Genomic DNA, 23,465 nt, shown 5'->3' with positions numbered 1-23,465 from the left:
AAATATAAACAAATGAAAAAAACAGATACATTTTCACATTATCGTGAAGGAAAATCACAAATGCAGCGCTTTTTAGCAGAATTAGATCCTGGGAATCTTGAGTTACACGATTTCGATTTGTTTGACTGGCTATTATTCGCAAACAATTTTGCAAGTCATGTAAACTATTTTGACAAAGGTAATAATACAACACCAAAAGGGAAATGGGGAAACTTCTTCCTGGGTGATGATGCCGATGCGATCCCACGTAGAGAAAGCGTTGAGTATAAAAGTATGAAAAAACAGGTTACAGATCTTATGTCCCAGTTTGAACAGGATAGCAGCCTTACCCCTCACCTGACATTATTTGTGTGCTTTTTAAAATTATTGGATTTCTCAAAAAAAGCCTTCAATAATCTGACAAAAAGACACCTGGATTTCTATTATAACGAAATTCTTCAAATTGAGAAAAGTGATGCCAAATCAGATAAGGTTTATGTGATCTTTGAACTCGCCAAAAAAGCGATTCAGGAAAAAATTCCAGCCGGTACTTTGTTGGATGGAGGTAAAGACGCTAACGGAAAAAAACGAGTTTACACAACAGGCGATGAAATTGTTGCCAATCAGGCCAAAGTAGTTGAAATCAAAAGCTTCTTAAATGATGCGGAAAAGAGAGAACTGAAAATGGCTTCGGTGGCCAATTCTGCCGACGGTTTGGGAGATAAATTACCGGAAGACAGCAACTATTGGTGGCCGTTTGGCTATAATTCCGATGAAACCGCTTCAAATAAATCTATTTATAAAGAACTTCCAAAAGCTAAACTGGGCTTTTCACTTGCCTCCTCATTATTTGATTTAAAAGAAGGAGAACGTACCGTCACTCTTAAAATAGATTTTAATAAAAATTCAACCCAGAAATTACAGAATCTTACAAAAACAGATATTAAAAATAATATCAAAGTGCTTTGCAGCGGGGAAAAGGAATGGTTGTCAGGTGCTGTTTTAACATGTCTTAAAAACGAAGAAGGAAGATTAGAGCTTTCTATTACATTACCTAAAGATTTCCCGGCCGTTGTAAAATACAATAAAGAAGTGCTGGCAGAAACATTTCAAACCAGTTTTCCTGTTATAAGGTTGATGATCGAAGGAGAAAAATACTACGATATGTATGAAGCTCTTTCAGAAAAACTGATAAAAAATATAGAAATAACAGTTGATGTAAAAGGAGTAAAATCAATTCAGATAGAAAATGACAACGGGGCATTAAATTCAGAAAAGCCTTATTATCCTTTCACCGCACAGCCTGTTAAAGGATCTAATTTTTATATCAGATGTCCTGAAATGTTTTCCAAAAAATGGCAGAATGCAGACATTACGATCAACTGGAAGAATGCTCCGGATTCTATAAAAGATTTATACAGCGGATATGTTATTCAGCCTAATCAAAACATCAGTTTAACCGATTTTGAGGGCTTAAAAAATTCTTCAATCGTAGGTTCTGATGCTTACTTCAAAGCGGATGTTGCATTGCTGGATAAGGAAATCTGGTACGAAAAGGCCAATGATATTGATGTGTTCAGTAAAGAAAAAGATGCTTATAAAATCCAGTTTTCTGTAAATAATGCAAGTAATAAGGCTGGAACAAGTGAGACGATCAGGGTAACACTTAATCAGTCGTCATTACAGGATGTATATCCTAAACTCTATACATTGGCATTATCAAGTAATCCGACTTTTAAAAAACTTATTCCCAACGAGCCCTATATTCCTTTTGCTGAAGACATAGAGTTGAATTACAGCGCAAAAGAAAATGCATATTCGTATTTAGAAATAAATTCTGCCGGAGAAGCTTCAAAAAATAAAGAAGTGCAGCTGTATCATGAAGATGCATTCGGACAATATGAAAAAGAAGTCGAAACCAATAGCATTGTACCTGCGCACCAAAATGGAGGCGAATTGTACATCGGTTTGGAAGCAATGCCTCAGACAACCGTTTCACTATTAATCCAAATGCTGGAAGGAAGTGAAAATCCTTTAGTGGATACCTTCCTGGAAAAAGAGTTTATAGAATGGCATATTCTTTCAGGCAATGCATGGATGAGTTTATCGGATTATATGCTGCAGAACGAGACGAGAAAGTTCCTGGAGTCAGGGATTGTTAAGTTTAAAGTACCTAAAGATATTGACAAAAGCCACACAAGATTTACCGACGGATTAGTCTGGATCAGAGCCAAATCACAAAGAAGCTATGATGCAGTATGTAAAATTCAGGGAATTTATACTCAGGCTGTTTTAGCGACATTTCAGAATCAGGACAATGATCTGTCTCATCTCAATAACGGATTGGAAGCAAAAACCATTGCTAAGCTGATCTCCAGAGTTCCTCAGGTAAAATCAGTCAGCCAGCCTTATAACTCGTTTGACGGTAAATACAAAGAAACAGATGCGGAGTTTTACAGACGGGTGAGTGAGCGGTTAAGGCATAAGCACAGAGCCATTACACAATGGGATTATGAACATTTGGTATTACAGGAATTCCCGGAAGTCTTTAAAGTAAAATGTTTAAATCATACTTCCGAAACGTCCTATATGGCTCCGGGCTATGTAACCCTGATGGTAGTTCCGAATATTAAAAATAAAAATGCTTTTGACATCTATCAGCCCCGAGTAAGCAGAGCCTCTTTGAATAAAATTCAAAATTATGTAAATGAATTAAATACAATGCATGTGACCGCTCAGGTAATTAATCCCAATTATAAAGAAGCAAAAGTAGAAACAAAGGTCAAGTTCTTTGAGCAATATGACGAAACATTTTACATCAAACAGCTGGACGAAGATATTAAAAAATACATATCGCCCTGGGCTTTTACAGACTCTGAAAATATTGATTTTAATGTAGAGTTGAATGTTAATCAGCTGGTTAACTATCTGGAACAGCTGTATTATGTAGACTACATTGATGATATTAAAATACTGGTGAACAATATCCCGCAAAGGAAATCTTTAATCGAAGTGGATCCAAAATCAATTCTGGTATCTGCCAAGCAGCACAATGTCACTATTACAGAACAGGTATGTATTTAATAATAAATAAGAAGAAACATAATCATGTCAGAAAATAAACATATTAGTATATCAAAAAATATAGAAACCGGAGATCAGACAGATTTTCATTTTCTACGCAAAACAGGGATTGAATACATAGAAAAGTTAGGAGGAAAACTCTGGACCGATTATAATTCTCATGATCCTGGGATCACCACTTTGGAAGTTCTAAGCTATGCCATAACGGATCTTGGGATGAGAATGAACCTGAATATGGAAGATATCTTAGCATCTGATGATGTAAAAACAGACATTCATACTCAGTTTTTAAACGCTGCAGAAATTTTACCGTCAAGACCTTTAAACGAACTGGACTACAGAAAGTTGTTCATAGATATTAACATGGCGGGAAGTCTTAAAAGACCAATCCGTAACTGTTGGTTAGTTCCTAAAAATGAAAAATTATACGTTGATTGCAAAACCGGGGATTTAGACTTTAAACCTATCGGTGAAAAAACAAAAAGCTTTGACGTAAAAGGAGTGTATGACCTTTATGTAGATTATGCTGAGGATATTGATTTGGATGGTATCGGATGCGATAAATCTAATGTTAATGTCAAAATATTAGACAGTTACCACGCCAATAGAGGGCTTTGTGAAGATCTGGCAGAAATTAAAGAAGTCGAAATCCAGAAAGTGGCAGTATGTGCCCGTCTAGGGCTTGTCAGCAAAGCAGATGAAGAACTGGTGCACGCTAAAGTAATCAGAGCGATCAATAATTATCTGTCTCCGGAGGTTCATTTCTATTCACTGAAGCAAATGCTTGATAAGGGTCTTACTACAGATCAGATCTTTGAGGGACCTCTTTTGGATAACGGTTTTATTGATACTGAAGAACTTAAAAACAGCCAGTTAAGAAGAGAAATTCGTCTTTCCGATATCATCAGTGAGATCATGAAAATTGAAGGGATTAAAGAAATCCATGACGTTTCCATTGCAGGTTGTGATAACATGATCAGGCAAAATAATGATTGGCTGCTATGTATTGAAAAAGGCAGAAAACCGGAACTGTGTGAGCTGAGTTCATTCAGTTATAGTAAAGGAGCTCTTCCGTTAAATATCAATGACAAAAAAGTTCAGGATTACTTAGAAACTCTTAAAAGGGAGGAAGAAGTACTTAGAGAGGATGCAAGACAGAATAAAGAATTGTCTTTACCGCAAGGAACTTCATATGATATTGCGAACTATGCTACTATCCTGAATGAATTTCCGGATACTTATGGCGTAGGAGAATCAGGAATTATAGGAAATCAATCCCCGGAGAGAGAAGCTCTGGCTAAACAAATGAAAGGGTATTTGTTATTTTTTGATCAGATCCTTGCCGGCTATTTCAAACATCTTGAAAAAGTAAAAGAAGTACTAAGTATCAATGGTAAGTTAAAAAGAACCTTTTTTACACAGACTCTTAAGAATATTAAAGGTTTTGATGAACTGGTTTCTGAATATGATACAGAAAGTGATGATCAGCTTACAGACTCATTGTATAAAGAGCTGGATAACAGTGTGGAACGCCGAAATGAAGTTTTAGACCATTTGATTTCCCGTTTTGCTGAAACATTCAGCGACTATACTTTCTTAATGAAATCATTGTATGGAAAATCTACCGATGAAATTGTTTTAGGCAACAAAGAAAACTTCTTAAAAGAATATTCATCATTAAGTAAAGACAGAGGATTAGGCTATAATTACACACTCATCGGAAATTCAGATCTATGGAATACCAGTAATATTTCCGGGGTACAGAAAAGAATTGCCCGTTTGCTGGGAATTAAAGATTACACCCAGAGAAACTTATCTCAGTCGCCGGTATCCATCATTGAAACAATAGACAATGCGGGTAAAAAAACGTATACCTGGAAAATAAAAGATATCAATAACAATATTATCTTATCCTCTGTAAACAGCTACACAACTGAGCACATAGCCATCAAAAACCTGAATGATGCGATTTATCAGACGATTCAGATCGATCAGGAAGACCTTGAAAATGCATTAGCGAAACTGGATGAGAATAAGCCGGAAGAAATATTAGAAAAACTGAAAAATTGTGAAGAGGATTACTGTTTAATTGGAAATATTAAAATCCGTGTTTCATTAGGAGGTAACTATTATTTTGAAATTATAGATGATACTGATAAACAAAATGTTATTGCTGTTCACAAGAAAACAAATCCTTATTCAGGATTGACAAAATTGAAAGACTTGAAAGAAGGAATTGAAGCAACGGTGAAGTATTTCAAATATGAATTTACAGAAGAAGGTATTTTCCTTGTTGAGCATTTATTATTAAAGCCAACCACTAAAGATTATAAACTCATGGGGGGGATAGGCTGTATGTCTATAGAAGGCAGTTTTAGAATAATGTATGACCTTGAAGAAAACGCCGTTAAAAAAGATCCAATAAAATATTCGGAAGCCTTCATGTCTTCTTGTGAAGAAGGTTGCGAGATCGATGTTTTTGACCCTTATTCTTACAGAGTAAGTGTTGTTCTTCCAGGCTTTGCTTACCGTTTCCAGGATCCAGATTTCAGGCGTTATGCGGAAACCGTTATCAGACAGGAAATTCCGGCCCATATTTTAGCGAAAATTTGTTGGGTAGGAGATCGACTGAGTGAAAAACAAACCGCTCAGAACGATTTGGCAGAATTTGAGGTGGCATTTAAAAAATACCTTTCAGATAAGTCAAGAAATAATATTGTGAATCTTGGAAACAGCATTACAGATTTACTGACTGCTCTTAGCCATTTGAACAATATCTATCGACCGGGAAGGCTTTTAGACTGCGATGCCAATGATAGTGATATTCTGGACGGGAAGATCATATTAGGACAATCCAACTTATCAAAAATCAAAAAATAATGAATACTAAATTAGACAACGTAACAACCCAATATAGAAAGTTCAACGACAATCAGGCGTTAACAGAAGGGCAATTAAACGAATTTATCGACTATTTTGAAGATCAGGACAGATTATCAAGAACCAGGCTGAGCGGCGTGGGAGTAGTGTGCGGTTTTCAGGCAAAGTATATAGAACTTGAAGTAGGACCTACTTTGACAGACGGAACCTCCAACAGCATCAGAAGGCCCGATTTAGAGATCCCCTTTGATACTATTGAGATTACACAAGGGGCAGGGGTGACCACAGACGGAGACCTGATAACGCTGCGCCAAAAAGGAAATACATCATCAGAGGCAACCATAGGCTTTGCCATTAAGAATTACAGATATTACAGAGATTATAATGATGAGCTGGGATATGAGCATTTCCGTATTGGTGGGCAGCAAGTTCCTTTGCTAGAGTTGTTTACGACACAGGAATATAGTCAGGCAGTAGCTGCAGGGGCTAATGCTGCAAACTTTAAACTGGTAAGTGACATCCGAGGCTCATTAAATGATAAAATTGTCATTCTGTATCTTGAAAGCTATTCCAATGATGAGAATCCCTGTCAGGATGCAGATTGTGACCATACCGGATCAGAGCAGGTATCCAATCTTAAAGTACTTTTAGCAGATTCAGCATCTGTTTCAGCACTTATTACCAGAGGTGATGCAAAAGATACTATTTATAAACTTCATGATACTTATGAAAAGCTTTTTGATAGCTTACCTAACCTGGCAGCCAGAAGGGTTATTTTGGATGCTGACGTTAAAACAGCAGATCAGTTAAGGTCAAAATTTCAGGGAGCGATTACTGCTGTTGCAGAATTAAGCCGTGGTTTCAGTTCCATTGCAGATACCTTTAAAGTAAGCGTTAATCTGGGAGGCCAGACACTTACTGATAAATTGAATTCTTTACTGTCTATGACGGGATCAGGTCTACAGGATTATCAATACCGATATGATTTACTAAAAGATTTGATTGATACTTATGGCGAAATAAGAGATTTGATCTTACATCTGAATGTTGAATGTTGTCCGGACATCGCTTCATTCCCTAAACACCTTATGTTGGGGGCCGTTGGAGCGAAAATGGAATTAGGACAATATACGCCTTTGCGTCATGGTTTTTATAACTCACCGGTAACGACCAATGATGATGAAAATTACGAAAGAGTGGTAATGCTTGCCAATCGTTTTGTACAGAAAATAAATGGATTTCAATCTTATGTAGGACGTATTAAAATTACGCCATCCAAACTGGATGTAAAATTGGGCGACAAAGCAATACCTTATTACTATAATGTAGATCAGCCTTTATTGGCTCAATGGAATTTTGAAAAAGCAAAAACAGATAGAGAAACCTACAACTTAAGTTATCACACAGCCAATCTGGCAGGAGATGACTTTATCCAGAATCCATTGAATTATAACATCGATAACAATGATTTCTATAGAATTGAAGGTCATATAGGAATGCCTTATAAAACAGCCTTGCAAAACATCAACGATCTTAAAACAAAATACGGATTAGCTTTTGATGCCATTGCATTGGTTTTACGAAAAGATGGAAAAGACGGAAACCAACGGGGTACAGAGGTTTTGGGTAGAGAAAAGACAGTATCCATAGATGACCTCAGAAAACAATTGACCGCTATTTCCAGCGATGTCAGCAACAGAGCAGTGAATTCACAAAATACATTACTGAACATCTCTAAACTGGATGATCAGTTGAGATTGCTTAACCAGGCAGAATTTTCAAAAGAAGGATCATCAGAAGGCGTTACTGTTGTAAAGCAGGATCCTAAAAAAGATGATGTGATCAGCGAGCTTTTAAGCGAATTTTTAGAAAGAAAATCAGGACTGGAGCACGTAGCAGGTGTAGAGCGGGGCGGAACGATTGCTTTGCTTTATGATTCGGAAGCCAACAACCAGGTCCTTGCAGACTTCTCATTGCCTTACCTGTGCTGTTCTAAGAAGGATCCTGTATTCCTGTCATTACCGAAAAACAAACTGTGTCAGAAAGATGCTCCGATTGCGATGACAATCGTTCCGTTGAATGGTGAAGTGAAAGCATTTGTAAACAATGTTCCAATCGCTGCCGTTACACAATCCGGAGGTCAGAACTTCTTCAATCCTGGTTTGGTTACTAATTCTTACTTAGGACAGACAATTACCTTTACGGTTAATGGTGATCCGGTAGATGTACAGATGGTGGTGCATCCTCAGCCAAGTGTTACTTTAACAATGGATAACCCTATTTATGATTATGTTAATAATCAGGCTACGGTTAACTTTAAAGTAGCCAATACCGGCTCAGGTCAAATATCCGCTTATCAATGGAACTTTGGTGATGGGCATACAAGCAATGCCGTTCCTGATGCAAGTGGAGTAGTTGCTCACTTATTCTCAATAACACCAAATGAAAATACAACATATCATGTAAGCCTTAATGTGATTGCTGAAAATACGGGTTGTAGTACACAAGTACCTCTGGATGTAGAATTAAGCGGTTTACAGCTTGTACCTTGTAGTGATAACTTCAATTACAATGGAAAATCCGGTGCATACGAGTACAACATCGATTTCGGAACAGATATGGGTACAGTGGGTATCAATTATGACGCTATTAGCGTACCAGACAGATTTGTCATTGAATGGAATGGTCAGAAGTGGGATACCGGCTTCGTTGGATCAAGCAGCTATAATTCTTCCTTAATAAGTGCGGGAGTTAGTCCGTCAAATATCCATACGGCTAATCCATCGAATGGATCAGGTCAGCTAACTTTCAATAAAAATCTTCCTTATCCAAGATTTGCTAAAGTTACGGTTTATGCTCCTCTAAATGGTACAGCGTGGAGGGTTTCAGGTATTTGCCCTCAGAAAAATCAATAAAAAAATAACTTCTCAGGCAGACTATCTGCCTGAGAAGATTATGAAAGACCTTAATACATCATTAAAAAATTAACAATAATGAATAATAAATTAAGAAATATATCAACCCAATACCGCAAATTCAGTAAAGGACAATATATAGGACCGGACCAGTTCAATGAGTTTCTGGATTTTTTCGAAGACCAGGACCGTTTGTCCAGAGTGCTGCTGCAGGGAGTAGGTATTGTATGCGGTCTCAAACCTAAACTTATTTATACAAACAGACTATTAAGCAGCATACGGCTTTTTCAGGGAGTGGCACTTACAACCGACGGAGATTTGCTGACTCTGAATAATACCAATAAGCTCAGTGATGAATTGTATGTAAGTGATTTAAAGACTGTCAACATAGAATATAAAGACTTTACCCATTTTAAAGTATATGATGATTTCAAAGTAGAATACCCGTCATTTTATGAAGGGAAGGAGCAGATTGAGCTTTGGGAGCTGGCAACAGCTCAGGAAGCAAGGTCTGATTTTCAATCCATTACTGATCTTCCGGATTTAAAAAATAAATATTTGTTGCTGTATTTAGAGGATTATGAAAAAGAGATGAAACCTTGTAGCGGTGTTGATTGTGATAACCATGGAGTTCTGCAAGTTAGGAACCTCAAGGTATTAGTGACGACAGCACAGGGAATTACTCATATTCTTGGAAATGATCTTCTTGTAACTGATCCTATAACCGGTGTAAGCAAACCGGGGAGGAAAGATCGTATTCAGCCTCATCCTCTGTTTATAGATGGTATATTGGGGCCTGTAGAACCACAAAGGGTGATCCTGAGCCGCTTCGTTTCAGAAAAAGGAGTCGATACTCATGTTTCTGCTTCCAATTTAAAACAGCTGTACATTGATGCTTTGGAGAAAAATAATTATGGGCAGGCTGTTTTTGAAAAGATCCAGGCAATATCTCAAATAATGGGAGTTTCAGTTACTTACCTCCATCAGATATTCAAAGATGAAATACAAAAATGTCTCGCTCTGGATGCTGGATTTCAGTATGCCTATGATGTGACAAAAGATTTGATGGCTACCTATTCTGAAATTATAAAATTACTTCCTAAAGCGTTTACTAAAAATCTTTTCGATCTTGTTTCTTTTCCTAAACACATCATGCTTGGAAAATTAATATCAGATACCCAATTGGATTCTTCAAGACATCAGTTTTATAATCTGCCTGTTTTAGATAATGATAAAGCAACGCAAAGGCTCAAAGAATTAATCAATCGTTTTAATCAGCAGGCATCCAATTTCAGGTATTCGGGTAATAAAAAACAAATTAAAATCACCTCATCGCAAAAATTAAATCCTCTAAGCAATAAAGCGATTCCTTTTTACTATGACGTTACAGAAGGATTTTTAAAAACGTGGAATTTTGATAAAACCAATCACCGGTCATCTACAGAGAATGTAAGGTATGATCTGGCGTTCTTACCTTTAGACACTAATATAGAAGGACCTGTAAACTTCAGTGTAGATAAAAGTTCTTTTTACAATATAGAAGGCCATCAGGGAATGGACTATCAAAAGGCTTTTGAACAAATAGAGGAGATCCGGGATAAGGAGCAGTTGGGGTTTGATATTGTGGCGCTGTCTTTAGAAGAGCTGGTGGGCAATAAAGATCTTTCAAGAGCTTATTTCAATGATTATGTAGAAAAAAATCCGGGACTGGAGCATAGAAATGGCGTTGAAAAAGGAGGAACCTTTTTAATCGTTTATAATTCCGTTAGAGATCCAAAAGTTATCGCAGACTTTTCACTGCCTTACATCTGTTGTACACCAAAAATGGAAGTTAAATTAAGCCTGCCAAGTAATGTCATTTGTTCTAAAGCCGGCGCTGTACCTTTTACTGTACTTCCTGTGGGTGGAGTGGTAAAAGCGAATGTGGATGAAACTTTAAACGGCGGTGTAGAATTAATCAATGGACAATACTTCTTTAATCCGGCAGCAATAAGCCCGGCGTTGAAAGGGAAAGAAATTACCTTTACTGTAAATGGAAAACCAACCAGTTGCAGTGTTAAAGTGGTTCCGCAGCCGGAGGTCACAATAGATGTTGTTTCTGTTGATGATCTAACCGGAGGTTCAAATGCAACAACCGTCAACTTTAAAATTTCCGGAACAAGTTTTACAGACTATATTTACAAATGGGATTTCTGGGATGATGGTGGGTTGATTACCCTCAACCCGGATACAGATGGAAAGGTGAGTTATACGTTATATGATCTTAATCCAAAAAATATTCCAATCATAAAGTTGAATGTGAGTGGTAACGGGTGTTCTCAGGATATTGTTATAAGAGATTGGTACAAAGTTCCGGCTCGATTAAGTTTACCAACTGATATTATTTGTTCTGGAGATGATGCTATACGTTTTACTGAAGTAGTTCCGGCCGGTGGTCCTATAGTAGCTTATGTTGGCACTAATCCTATTGATAATCAGAATAACGTCATAGGCTTCAGCAACGGGAATTTTTACTTCAATCCAAATGGTGTGAATCCTAATTTGTATGGGCAATACATTACCTTTAAGGTAGATGGCCAGCCAACTAACTGCCGTATTAAGGTGGTTCCACCGCCTAACGTTAGCAGGAATTATACTGTTGATTATCCAGCTAATGGTTCAACAGATGTAACAATAAACATTGATATTTCCGGAGACTACGTTGAACACTATCGTTACGAATGGGATTTCCAGGGTAATGGGCAGTATTCCTCCCCGGAATATATTGTAAATGGTAAGAAAAGTTACAAATACACCAATCTGAATCCAAACAATATCCCTGTCATAGGAGTGAGAGTAAGCGGTGGTGTATGTAAGCAAGAGATATTAATAAGAGCTTGGTATGATGCTCCGGTTCAATTAAAATTGCCACAAAGTGTTGCTTGTCCAGATTCGGCCCAATTGCGTTTTGACGTATCTCCGGCGAATGGAATTATAGTAGCTCGTGTGGGGACTGATACTGATAGTGTTAAGGATGTTGTATCCTCCAGCAATGGTAGTTATTACTTCAATCCAAATGCCGTGAAACCTACGGTATATGGGCAGGAAATTACTTTTACTGTAAACGGAAAACCAACCAATTGCACAATTAAGATTATTCCACCGCCAACAGTTAACATTGTTGCTAAATCTGTTGATTATGTAGCTGGTAATCCTACCCAAACAACAGTAAACCTTGAAGTTTCCGGGCCGGATTTTGCAAATTATGCTTATAGTTGGGATTTCCTGGGTACAGGGGTGTTTACTCCTCAGGCTCTGGTAGGAAACAAGATGAGTTACATGTATACCAACCTAAGTCCTAAAAATATCCCAACAATTAGTGTGAAGGTGAGGAACGGTGATTGTACCCAAATCATTACGATAAAAGATTGGTACATTGTGATCAACCAGATAGACTTCTCTAATAGCGTAAATTGCTGTCCTGTCACGAAGCCTTATATCGAGGCTAATGCTGGAGAAAAAGGTATGAGATTTTCTTTGACATTAGGGAAATTTGGATTGAAAGGGTCGGCTCAGGGACCTCCACCAAATGAAATTCAATACTTCTGGAGCAAATTAAAAGGCCCGAATGTGCGGCTTGTTAATCCTAATGAGGCAGGTTTGGTAGTTGAAGATATCAGTGCTGGTCCTTATTTATTCCAGCTTATGGCGAAGCATACACTGAGCGGTGCATTTAGTATCGATACAACCACTGTGACAGTGTATTGAGAGTAATCTTATAAAAACGAAAAATATGTAAGGTTTTCTCATATAGAGATCCTTTATACTGTATCTAATATAAAGGGGTGTTCTATCCTTAATGATTTCAACACCCCTTAGATATTAATAAAAAAATATTAACAATAAAAACATAATATAATGGCAGCAGCAAAATGTGATGTTTCATTCAGAATAGGATATGAATCTTCATTGCCAATAACAGAGGCTACTGTAACTTATCTGGATCCTTCGGGACCTACACATAATATAAAGCAATATCTTACAACGGGTGGTATAGTAAAGCTCAGCGAGATTCAGGATGATATTCAGACTCTGGGTACCTACAAAATGGAAGCTAAACTGGTTGCAAATGGAATTGTCGCCAGAAGGGAGTTTTCTTTGACGGTTGATGGATGTTCCTCTTCTTCTTCCTGCTATGTTCCGAAGATCTATGAAATAAAAGTTTTGAAATATGGACAGATCGTAATGAATTACTGGGTTGATGATACTAGCAATCTTGCGACTCTGGAATATCAGATCGCAAGAGACTCTGGCTTTACAGATATTATTTACTCAAAGGTGGGCTTTAGTGATACTGCTTACACCCAATTTGAAGATATTGACATGAAAAATGGAAAGATTGATGATAATACTCGATTATACATAAGAATAAGAAAGTATTGTTCATCCCCAAGTGGAATTTCAGATTGGTCGGATGTCGTTGATTTTCAATCCGGAGTGTGGAATGAGCCGTTAGCTCCTTATCTTTTTAATGTTGGTTGTGTACCAAATAAGTTTGGCAACCCCATAGATATACAAGAAAGTATCTGTAAGACAGGAGGTATGTGGACTAGAAAGATAAGATTGGATACATTCACTCCACAAATTGGTAGTTTAATTTATTTGAGTGATGGGATGACTCCTGCAGTTCCGGGAAAATTAGAGGAACTCGATGATAATAATCCAGTTGGATTTAATGAGTATGGGATTGGATGGATAAGGTTCCCGGATTATAATCCAAATGTAATTTATGATGTCTCTCCGGAGGTAGGTAGAATAAAGGGTATTTCAAAATATACTTGTTAAAATATCCAATTATATTTATTTGAAAATACCCCAATAAAATCCTCAAGAAATTGAGGATTTTATTCACCCGGGCTGTTATCTTCTGTTATTCTTACGTCTGGTACTTATAATATTGAAGAGCTTTGCAACATCTTTTAGATGGATCTCGAAATCTTCATAATATTCGTTCAGAGAATGAAGCGTGATAATACCGTTCTCAACATCATGGTTGATAATTCTTTTTACCAGAATTCCTTTCTCTTTGTGAACGATTACAAAATCCCACTTATCATAATGCAGCTTACTCATCCAGTAATCCTGTCTGATGTTTCTGCATAAGATAATGTCGCCTTCCAGATAGCTTTCGTACGATCCGTTGTCCATGCTGTCTCCTTTCACTTCAAAGCACATGTATTCACCCCGGTGTTCTACATCATCAGTAAAAGGAATGGTAGGTAGGCTTTCTATATATTCTTCATCTGCAAACCTGCTTAAATAGCCAGCTTGTGCATATTGATTGGCAAGCGGAACATTCATGATTTTTAAATCGGAAAAAACAACGGGAGACGCACCATCATTATTGAGTTTCTTTTGTTGTTCCAATAGTAAGTTGGTTATAAAATAAGCCGTTGTTTCCGGTATTTTTCGTTCGCCTTTTTCCCAATATTGAACAGCTCTGGTGCCTACTCCTATAGATTTTGCAATATCAGCCTGCTTCATGTTTAGTTTCTTTCTGATTTCTTTGAATTCTAAATAGTTCATTTTGATATGTTTATAGTTTATTTGTAAAAAAATATGAAAAATATTCTCTTTTGTGTTTTGAAAAACGAACAATGTTCGTATATTTGTTTCGCTGTTCAGATAGAACCGTACAAATATACAAAATTATATTTATAATCGAATGTTGTTTTACTATTTAAAATCCTTATTTGAATTATATAAACCCCTGTAAACAAAAAGTTAAACAATGGTTTTTATACTTGATGTGTTTTGTAGTCAGATTTTGTTTTATCATGCGCTAATTAAAACAAAAAAAACTTTTCAATCTAAACAAGTGTAAAAAGTGCATTTTTTATAACAGTAATAAGAGTTTTTTGTGCGTTTATCTTGTTCGGTTTTATCAGTGAGGAAAATGTGTTTATTGTTTTGTTAATTTAAAAATGAAGCTGCTGTTGGCTCTTTGTTTTTCGAAAATATGAAATAAACTAAAAATGCAGACTCACATTACTGGTTAACCTATAAAATATCGATTAATTATAGTGATCAGTAAGATTGTTAATACATCCTAAAGAGGAGATAAAGTGTGTTAAACAAGCTCAATTATTTTTGAGAATAATTTAATATAGACAAATAGGATGTTGCGCTCTTTATAAACAAATACAAGAAGTAAATGCTGACTCTGTGCGCTTATAGAAAATCAATTCATAATAAGCGTTCTTAGAATGATTTACAACGAAGTAGAAGTTAGAAGAAAGAAGCCGGTGTATCCTTTCTATTAGAAAATACCTGGTATCAACTTTCTAAAAAACCAAAATTAAATAATGTAATTAGACATCTGTTTAAAGGCCTGAACCATGCCTTTAAGGTTTCTTATGTCCTCAATGGAACAGTAAAATATAAGAAATATGAAACTCGTCTAATTCAAAAAAAACTTTTAGCATAAAAAAAACTTTTAACCATAAAAAAAAATGAAACGTAGCAAAGAATTAGTAGAGAAAAGAAAAGATTTTGTCATTGAATATGTAAGACGTAATCAAGATAAACAGATGAAAGTAATTGTAACTGAGTTAACAGAAATGTTGTTTCTGTCCGAAAGAACAATATATAACATACTTCTTCAAAGTTAGTGAAAACAAAGTTCAGCCAGTGTATTCATATCGTTTTGCACTGGATCTCATTAATAAAATCCTTTAGAGCGAACTCTTTGGATCTTGAAATGATAGATAGAAAAGGATTCAAAGTTATTATCCTGCCCCAATAACTACCCTTAGATCAAATGAATCAAAAGGTTGTCCTGACCTCTTTCTCAAATTTAAGTTGATAGTAAAATACTAAGGTGAAAAACGGTTTTTGCTTTTAAGTTCTATTGTTTAGTAAAAACATAGACCTGAAAAAAGAAACCGTCTGACCTTAGGGTATTAAAGAAACCAATTTAAAAAGAGTAAAAAAACAACTGTTCATTCAATACAACTTAGAAACTTAGAAACCATGAAAAAAAAAGAAAAGAAAAAGAAGAAAAAAGATAAGGAAAAGCTGCAAAAGCCCCATAAAGATATTAGTGATCTTATTGACGAATTAGCCTATGTGAATGAGACTGGAAATATCCGAAAAAGCAAAAGATTTTTAGATGATATGTACATGCTGGATCAGGAATAATGATACATCTGAAAATTGTAAAAAACAAAAATTTTTAATCAATAATATATAGCAAAAGAATGAATTTGGATAGTATAAAAGCCCTTCTGATCGGAACTGCAATAGCATTTTCAGGAGGGTTATTAAGAGTACTGGTCTCAATACAGAATAAGGAGAAGAAGCAACCGTGGGAACATTTTATCACATTATTAATCGTTGTAATCGTTGGATTTACGATGAGTTATTTGATGAATAGAGCCGAATTGCATGATAAATGGTATTCAACAGGAGTATTATTTGTACTGGGATATGGCTATGATAAATTCCTCAAAATGATCACTACCAATCTGCCTAACTGGATTGATAAAGCAGTGAATCTTTTTATTGAAAACAGATATGGTATTAAGACCAACAGACAACCTGAAGAGGAAGAGAAAAAAGATGATATGGTTCAGTAGAAAAATTGAGCAGGGAAAATTCCTTACTGCAACTACAGAATCTATCGGCTAAAAAGCATTTGATTCTCCCAAAAAAGAATGAATTTTGAAATTGAAAAACCATGAAAACTCAAATAAACAAGAGAAAAAATATAAGTGGCTCAGCAGTACCTGTTTCTCATCGCCAAGTTGAATAACCACTTCTAATTACTCAAATTCTTTAAAAAAGATCTACCATATCCGGTCAGATTTTTCACTTCAACAGGTAGGTATAAAGCACAACAATATAAGTTGTGCTTTATATACCTTTTAAAATAATATGTAATTAAAAACCAAGTCAATGAAAGCAGCAAAACCTGTAGAAAAAGACAATAAAGCCCACCAAAACCAAAATAAAAACCAAAAGGCTAAAAAACCTATAGTTATACCCCTGCCATTGGTGGAAGTTGTTAATACACAAATACAAACCCCTGAAACATCAGTCGCTAATGCCGGGCTTGAAAACCGGGATAGCAATAAAATGAACCTGAACGGTGCTATACCATCAGTTCATAGCTCGAAGACCATTTACGATCAAGGTGCTGAAATAATGTATAAAAAGCATCAGGAGAGCTTGGCGGAAACGGGAGATATCAATCATCCTGAGACCCGGAAGATGGAAAAAGGATATGTATCAACCTTGAATACCGGCCAGTCACAGAATTATAATGATATTAAATCCGGAACCGCTTCAAAAACGTTGGAAGAGCAGGCTATGGTTCATCAACAAAGTAAAAAAATTGAAGAAACAAATCCGGCAGTAAAACCTTCAGAGAAAAAAGGGATGCCAAATAAAGCAAACGTTGCCAGTGCAGATCAGTCTCAAGAAGTAAATTCTGACAAAGCAGAAGTGATGGACACCGAGGCTGTCACGTCAGCAGATGCTAACAGTAATCCTGCGTTTACCGCATTAAGCGGAAAAATAAATAATACAGCTAAGCTGCAGAAGCAACACGAACCATCAAGCAAATCGACAAATGATGCACAAGCTGCCGCACCATCACCTGCCAACGAACGTCAGAGTATGGCACAAGCAAGTCAAGTGAACACCATGGATGAACAGAAACCAGGGCTGTTCAAGAAAGAAGATTTCAAAGCTTTGCTAAGTGAAAAAATACACAGCATCAAGCTTCCTGCAAATGAAGAGCAGGCAGATGAATTTGAGAAACACAACAATATACAGGAAGTCAATCAAAAGGCAGTAGGTGATGTTAAAAAAGAGAAAAATGTAGCCTCTAATGATATTGCTTCTGCAACCGCTGCACAACCCAATACGGCTGCACAGCCTGTTCGTGCCGTTGCAAAAATGCCGACACAAAATGTAGGTGCTGCTCCGGGAACACCCAATGTAGCGAATGCGATGCCTGTGAAAAGAAATGCTGCAAGCGTAGAGCAGCCTATTAAGGAGCAGACAGCAAGTATCGACAGCGAAATGAAAGCCAATGGAGTTACCGATACGATGCTGGCAAAATCTAATGAGCCTACATTTACGGATGCTTTGGCCCAAAAGAATAAAGCCAAAGCCCAAAGTGCTGAAGCCACTCAACAGTTTAGAACCAACGAAAATAAAGAGCTGTCTAAAACCCGTAATGATGCACAGACACAAGCGGCGCATCATATTAGTGGAATGCATGGTGCGAGAAAAGGCGGACTAGGTAATGTACATGGTGAACAAAAACAAACCTCAGGCAAAGACAGCCAAAAACGAAAAGAAATAGCCGATCATATTAATGGTATTTATCTTACTTCCAAAACTGAAGTCGACGGTATTTTAAATAATCTGGATAAGTCGGTGGCAGAAAAATTTGATAATGGCAGCAAAGAAGCTAAAAAAGCATTTGAAGCTCATGTCGATAAAGAAATGAAGGCTTATAAGAAGAAACGTTATGGAGATGCCTATGCAAAATATGGCGCTTTGGTTGCAGCTGGTAAGTGGTTATGGGACAAAGCTACAGGCTTACCTAAAGAGGTCAACAAATTTTTTGACAGTGGTAAGGACTTGTACATTAAAGTCATGGATAAATTTATTGACCAAATTGCAACCCATGTTACCACTCAGCTTAATGCAGCCAAAACCAGAATTGCTAAAGGTAAAAAAGATGTACAGACTTATGTCAACAGTTTATCACCAAGTTTAAGAAAAATTGGAAAAGATGCCATTGCAGAAATTCAAAGTAAATTCAATGCATTGGAAGAAAGTGTAAACAGTAAAAAAGATGCATTAATTGATGTATTGGCTAAAAAATATGCAGATAATATTACAAGTATTGATAACAGAATTGCAGATTTAAAAACACAAAACAGTGGATGGGTTAATCAAGCTCTTGATGTACTTAAAACCAGTGTATTTGCTGTTATTATTGAAATTAAAAATACGCTTACCAATTTACTATCCGGTGTTATCAGCGCCATTCAGGCTATTATCATGGATCCGATAGGGTTTTTCAAAAATCTTATTGCCGGAGTTTCGCAAGGATTTACCAATTTCGGAGCCAATATCTGGACACACCTTAAAACAGGTTTCTTCGGATGGCTGACCGGAGCTATGAAAGGTATTTCTTTAAAGATGCCGGAAGATGTATTTTCTTTAAAAGGAATATTCTCTATTACCACGCAGGTGCTTGGTTTAACATGGGATGGTATTAGAGCGATCGGTTCTAAAGTTGTAGGAGAGCCCGTAATGAGAGTTCTGGAAACCGGTTTCGAAATGGTGCAGATTGTTCGTAAAGACGGTGTTGCCGGACTTTGGGAGCATTTGAAAGACCAATTTGCTGACCTAAAAGAAACAATAATGGATACCATAATGGATATCGTTCAAACGCAGGTAATTCAGGCGGGTATTAAATGGATTATGGGATTATTGACTCCGGTAGGAGCATTTATAAAAGCGGCAATGGCCATTATAGATGTGGTGAAATTCTTCATCCAGCGGGCAGCACAAATTATGGAACTGGTAAAAGCCTTTACAGATAGTATAAAAGCAATTGCCAGCGGAAATGTAGGCGCAGTAGCCAAATCAATAGAAAATGCATTAGGCAGAGCAATCCCTGTATTAATTGGCTTTTTAGCTTCATTATTAGGTATTGGAGGATTGGCAGATAAAGTGGTTGGCGTGATTCGAAAAATACGAGAGCGTATTGTGAAGGCGATTACGAAGTTCTGGACTTTTGTGAAAAATAAGGCTAAAGGTTTGCTTGGGAAGATTGGAATTGGGAAGAAAGATAAAGAGACGCAGAAGCGTATTGAAAATGACGATACGAAAACTTGGGATGATGTGTTGGTTTCTTTTGAAGCAGATGACAAGCATCAGCACACTTTATACTTTGATAGTAAAGGTGGTAGAACGGAATTAATTGTAGCAAGTACTCCAAAGAAATTTAGTGATTTTATTGCTGGTATAGAAATAGGAAGCAATGATGAGCGAATCGAAAAAGCCAAAAAGAATGCTATAAAAATTGCTAAAGACATAGATACAAGAAAAACTGATGAAACTAATGGTGAGAAAGAAAAAGAGAAAAAGAAAAAAGCTGATATTTCGAGTATGACCAAAGCCTTATCAAAATTTGTTGCAATATTGTTTGGTATAGACAAGCAAGGAGGTCTCCCTGAGTCAGAAATCATACATTCATCAAAATCTACAACTGGTGGTGCTTTGGGTACATCTATGCGTGCAAAAATACTGACTCGAAAAGGAGTTAACGGGTCAGAACCTAAAGAAACAAATGATATATATAAAGATTTATCTTATAGAATGAATGGTAACGGAAGTTATTATGTAAGAGGACATTTACTTAATGAACATATACATGGTGAAGGTATTTTGGTAAACTTAACTCCATTATCACAAGATGGAAATAAAAACCATTTACGTACTGCAGAAGAGCCTATTAAAATTGCCGTTCTAAGTGGAGCTATAGTTGATTATACTTTATTTGTAAAATATGGTCAGTCTATACCGGAAGTAAATGATAATGAATTAGAGCGAGCAGGTTTTGAAAGTGATGAAGATAAAGATAAAGTTCGTAGAATCCGAAAAGCAGAACAGCATGTGCCAAAAGGTTTGACATTACAATCTAGTTATCTTAAAAAAGAGGGTGATAAATATGTTAAGGACGAAAAATTTGTAGTAAATAAATCAGTATTAAATCCTGTTGATTTTGATATTAAAAATTATCAAATTAATAAATTTAAGAGAGAAAAAGTTAGTATATTGCATTCGTCTGCAAAAGATATAGTTGCTAACACAAAAGTACTATTGGAAGAAAATGCTCAATTGATAATTGATGTAGCAAAAAAAGTACAAGATGCAGGAAAATTGAATAATTATAATCAAATTTTAGAACAGATACCAAATGCGAGTAGAGAACTGAAAAGAGATTTGAAAATATTACAAGAAGCAAACAATGTAACCTTAAAATAAGAATTAATGTTAGAATATTTTGGTGATTTTTTGTATGATTCGCTTTTGGAAGCGGAAGAAGACTTTAAAACAATTGAAGAAGTAGATAGTGATGGTAATTTACGCCTTGAAATGGATTTGCCAGAGCTTACAAGATTAGACGCTGTGCACAAAGGTATAGAAGAATTTTACAGAAAACGGAATAACGGTTGGCAAAAAAGCTGGAAAAAAGCGAAAAATGGAAATATAGGCGGTTATATAAGATTAGCTGAAACTAAGTATTTGTTTGCAGAAGATAATGGTATATATGGAGAGGGAGATGAGGAAGAACTTAAATATTTTCGTCCACTTGATTATCCATCACCAGAAACCTATGTGGGGTTTATTATAAAACCGGATATTATATACAAGTCGCTCTATTATATGAGTGTAAGTAACTACGAATTGAATAATTTGGATTTAGATTATAATGGTTATACCCAAATGGCATTTGAGGCTCGTGTATTTAATCATTGGCAAATTGTTTTATTATACTATATGGATGGCGAAGGTATTGGCTCGGTAGAAACGGAAGTTTTTAAAACAGAGATGCCAAAAATTTTTCCGGGTTGGACTTGGGAGAATTTTATTGCCAAATTTGAAAGTTTGCGTCTTTCTAATAAAAGTAAATAAAATTTTCAAAAAAGTAAAAAGCGAAACTTCAATTAGAAGTTTCGCTTTTTCTTTTAATAAAACTCACTTTTCCGCAAATATAAATGACAGTTTTATTTTAATTATCCAATATAAAAGAATAATCAATACTTTTGAATACATCAAATAACCCAAATTAATAACTCATTAAAATATTGATTATGAAAAAAACACTATTCTTTTGTTCCCTGCTATTCGGTCTTTCTGTAAGCGCCCAAACCATAGAATCCGGAAGCCACAGTACCACTGGCTATATCAAAAGTGACGGAACCATAGAAAACAGCAGCCATTCAACAGTGGGCTACATTAAAGGTGACGGCACTATTGAAAACAAAAGCCACAGCACTATTGGCTATATCAAAAATGACGGTACGATAGAAAACAGCAGCCGTTCTACGGTTGGGTACGTAAAAAGCAATGGTACAGTAGAAAACAGCAGCCATTCCACCATTGGCTACATCAAAGATGATGGAACCGTAGAAAACAGCAGTCATAGTACTATTGGCTATGCCAGAGGCGTTAGAAAAGAATGGGCAGCAGTAGTCTATTTCTTTTTTAAATTAAATTGATCATCAGCTCTGCGAAGACAAAATGATCTCACTAGAATACGTTAAAATAAAAAGGCTTGGATTTTATAATCTAAGCCTTTTTCCATGATCAACATACCCTGGTTGATCTCTTTTTACACACCGTTATTAGTCCCAAAATATTCAAACTGACAAAACCTTAACTGTTTCTAAATCGTCTGAAGTAAGGTTACTGCAACTACAGAATACGGAGGTTCCAAAACTTTCATAATAATAAAAAAAAGATGAATTTTGAACTCAGAAATAAAGTAACCAATCATCCGGTTCTGGAAAATAAGGGTACTGCAACTACAGAATAGAGGAGTTCAAAAACTTTCACAAAAAAATCGATTTCAAACTTTAAATCATCAAAAATAATCCAAGGAGCAGTGTATGCTAATAAGATAAGTAGTAAAGAATTATGGAAGAAAATACATTAACCACAAGAGACAAGCTAAAAACCTATTTTGAAACAGGTAAACATCCGACACAAGGTCAATTTTCGGATTTGATAGATTCCTTAAAGCATAAACAAGATATCCTGACCAATGATGAAATGGTCACCCTGGCCAATAACTTGGCATCCATTAAAAACGGATTCATTTCGTACAACTTGTCAGGTGATATTAAAGACCAGAAATTTCCGATAGTTATAAGTTCGCAAGACAGAGAAGATCAGGTAATTATTTTAGGGGAAGCAGGCAGCTATAGATTTCAGGAAGGAAAAAGATACTTCTTTGGTAGTGCTCCATATTCTGTTATAGCAAAGGAATTTTCAGCAAAAGGACTTGGGAAATATGAATATTTTGTATTGAATTCTGATATACAAGTAAAATACTCAATATCGAGAATGTTTGGAAATAATCTGCCTACAATTCCTGATGGGTTTGAATTTGGAACTTTGGACGGGGATGAGCAATGGCTTTACCTGGAAGTAAGCAAACAGGATTTTGGACGGGAAATAAACATTGTCAATACAAGCATTAAGTTTATTAATAAAACAGGGATCCCTATTCAATATAGAACATCTACCGTTAATTGGAGGGACAGATACAGAAGTGAAGACATTGTTACCGATCATTATGATGTATGGGATGAATTGGCTATCTACTATAATGCTGATCTTACAGAAAGTGACAGGTCTATAGTATGTAAGATCTATAATACAGATAATGATAGCCTTTTAATGGCTTGCCAGTTAGATGCAGGACAAAATAATAATAGTGTTTGGGCAGGTGATCAGGTATATAAAATCAGAAATATAAGAATTGAATGTGATTACGGAACGTTAGAAAAGTAAGGCTGAAATGCTTGATAG

At 36.1% G+C, this 23,465-nt stretch carries 12 protein-coding genes; 11 read left to right on the top strand and 1 reads right to left on the bottom strand.

Annotation, left to right across the window (positions count from 1 at the left end; genetic code table 11):
• Positions 1-12: 12 nt before the first annotated feature.
• The 5 genes from AC07UM_RS17340 to AC07UM_RS17320 all read left to right on the top strand — a co-directional run bounded on the left by AC07UM_RS17340 (position 13) and on the right by AC07UM_RS17320 (position 13,682).
• The gene (locus AC07UM_RS17340; RefSeq protein ID WP_494681317.1) at positions 13-3,063 is read left to right on the top strand and encodes a baseplate J/gp47 family protein; all 3,051 of its coding nucleotides are present in this window, start codon (positions 13-15) and stop codon (positions 3,061-3,063) included.
• A 24-nt stretch (positions 3,064-3,087) separates the two neighbouring features.
• Entirely contained in the window at positions 3,088-5,943 is a 2,856-nt protein-coding gene (locus AC07UM_RS17335; RefSeq protein ID WP_494681316.1) for a baseplate wedge protein, read from the top strand.
• Positions 5,943-8,858 (top strand): PKD domain-containing protein, encoded by a 2,916-nt coding sequence (locus AC07UM_RS17330; protein WP_494681315.1) that lies wholly within the window; start codon positions 5,943-5,945, stop codon positions 8,856-8,858. Before AC07UM_RS17335 ends, AC07UM_RS17330 begins: the two co-directional genes overlap by 1 nt.
• Positions 8,859-8,936: 78 nt before the next feature.
• Positions 8,937-12,605, top strand: coding sequence for a PKD domain-containing protein (locus AC07UM_RS17325; protein WP_494681314.1), 3,669 nt, complete (start codon positions 8,937-8,939; stop codon positions 12,603-12,605).
• A 150-nt stretch (positions 12,606-12,755) separates the two neighbouring features.
• Positions 12,756-13,682 (top strand): hypothetical protein, encoded by a 927-nt coding sequence (locus tag AC07UM_RS17320; protein ID WP_494681313.1) that lies wholly within the window; start codon positions 12,756-12,758, stop codon positions 13,680-13,682.
• Positions 13,683-13,757: 75 nt separating this feature from the next.
• Here AC07UM_RS17320 and AC07UM_RS17315 read toward each other — a convergent pair whose 3' ends face one another.
• Entirely contained in the window at positions 13,758-14,423 is a 666-nt protein-coding gene (locus tag AC07UM_RS17315) for a S24 family peptidase (protein ID WP_494681312.1), read from the bottom strand.
• Positions 14,424-15,869: 1,446 nt separating this feature from the next.
• Here AC07UM_RS17315 and AC07UM_RS17310 point away from each other — a divergent pair.
• From AC07UM_RS17310 to AC07UM_RS17285, 6 genes are all read left to right on the top strand, one after another.
• Positions 15,870-16,037: a hypothetical protein gene (locus AC07UM_RS17310; protein WP_494681311.1), complete on the top strand. Its 168-nt coding sequence runs from the start codon at positions 15,870-15,872 to the stop codon at positions 16,035-16,037.
• A gap of 59 nt (positions 16,038-16,096) precedes the next feature.
• Complete coding sequence (locus AC07UM_RS17305) at positions 16,097-16,474, top strand: hypothetical protein (protein WP_494681310.1); 378 nt, start codon at positions 16,097-16,099, stop codon at positions 16,472-16,474.
• Positions 16,475-16,793: 319 nt separating this feature from the next.
• On the top strand, positions 16,794-20,912 hold the full coding sequence (locus AC07UM_RS17300) for a phage tail protein (protein ID WP_494681309.1): 4,119 nt from the start codon (positions 16,794-16,796) through the stop codon (positions 20,910-20,912).
• Between the two features lie 6 nt (positions 20,913-20,918).
• A complete protein-coding gene (locus tag AC07UM_RS17295) occupies positions 20,919-21,563 on the top strand; it encodes a hypothetical protein (RefSeq protein ID WP_494681308.1) in 645 nt (214 codons plus the stop codon).
• 179 nt (positions 21,564-21,742) lie between these two features.
• A complete protein-coding gene (locus AC07UM_RS17290) occupies positions 21,743-22,150 on the top strand; it encodes a 5-fold beta-flower protein (protein WP_494681307.1) in 408 nt (135 codons plus the stop codon).
• A gap of 418 nt (positions 22,151-22,568) precedes the next feature.
• Positions 22,569-23,447 (top strand): hypothetical protein, encoded by an 879-nt coding sequence (locus tag AC07UM_RS17285; protein WP_494681306.1) that lies wholly within the window; start codon positions 22,569-22,571, stop codon positions 23,445-23,447.
• Positions 23,448-23,465 lie beyond the last annotated feature (18 nt).

Source organism: Chryseobacterium sp. GW821-FHT04C04, assembly GCF_059420365.1.
The sequence above is the reverse complement of the archived record's forward strand: the minus strand, read 5'-3'. Positions and strand labels throughout refer to the sequence as shown.

Bases quoted from the DNA above. Each gene is read 5' to 3' on its own strand.
- AC07UM_RS17325 (WP_494681314.1), top strand. From the start codon at position 8,937: ATGAATAATAAATTAAGAAATATATCAACCCAATACCGCAAATTCAGT.
- AC07UM_RS17335 (WP_494681316.1), top strand. From the start codon at position 3,088: ATGTCAGAAAATAAACATATTAGTATATCAAAAAATATAGAAACCGGA.
- AC07UM_RS17300 (WP_494681309.1), top strand. From the start codon at position 16,794: ATGAAAGCAGCAAAACCTGTAGAAAAAGACAATAAAGCCCACCAAAAC.
- AC07UM_RS17290 (WP_494681307.1), top strand. From the start codon at position 21,743: ATGAAAAAAACACTATTCTTTTGTTCCCTGCTATTCGGTCTTTCTGTA.
- AC07UM_RS17315 (WP_494681312.1), bottom strand. From the start codon at position 14,423: ATGAACTATTTAGAATTCAAAGAAATCAGAAAGAAACTAAACATGAAG.
- AC07UM_RS17310 (WP_494681311.1), top strand. From the start codon at position 15,870: ATGAAAAAAAAAGAAAAGAAAAAGAAGAAAAAAGATAAGGAAAAGCTG.
- AC07UM_RS17320 (WP_494681313.1), top strand. From the start codon at position 12,756: ATGGCAGCAGCAAAATGTGATGTTTCATTCAGAATAGGATATGAATCT.
- AC07UM_RS17305 (WP_494681310.1), top strand. From the start codon at position 16,097: ATGAATTTGGATAGTATAAAAGCCCTTCTGATCGGAACTGCAATAGCA.
- AC07UM_RS17330 (WP_494681315.1), top strand. From the start codon at position 5,943: ATGAATACTAAATTAGACAACGTAACAACCCAATATAGAAAGTTCAAC.
- AC07UM_RS17285 (WP_494681306.1), top strand. From the start codon at position 22,569: ATGGAAGAAAATACATTAACCACAAGAGACAAGCTAAAAACCTATTTT.
- AC07UM_RS17295 (WP_494681308.1), top strand. From the start codon at position 20,919: ATGTTAGAATATTTTGGTGATTTTTTGTATGATTCGCTTTTGGAAGCG.
- AC07UM_RS17340 (WP_494681317.1), top strand. From the start codon at position 13: ATGAAAAAAACAGATACATTTTCACATTATCGTGAAGGAAAATCACAA.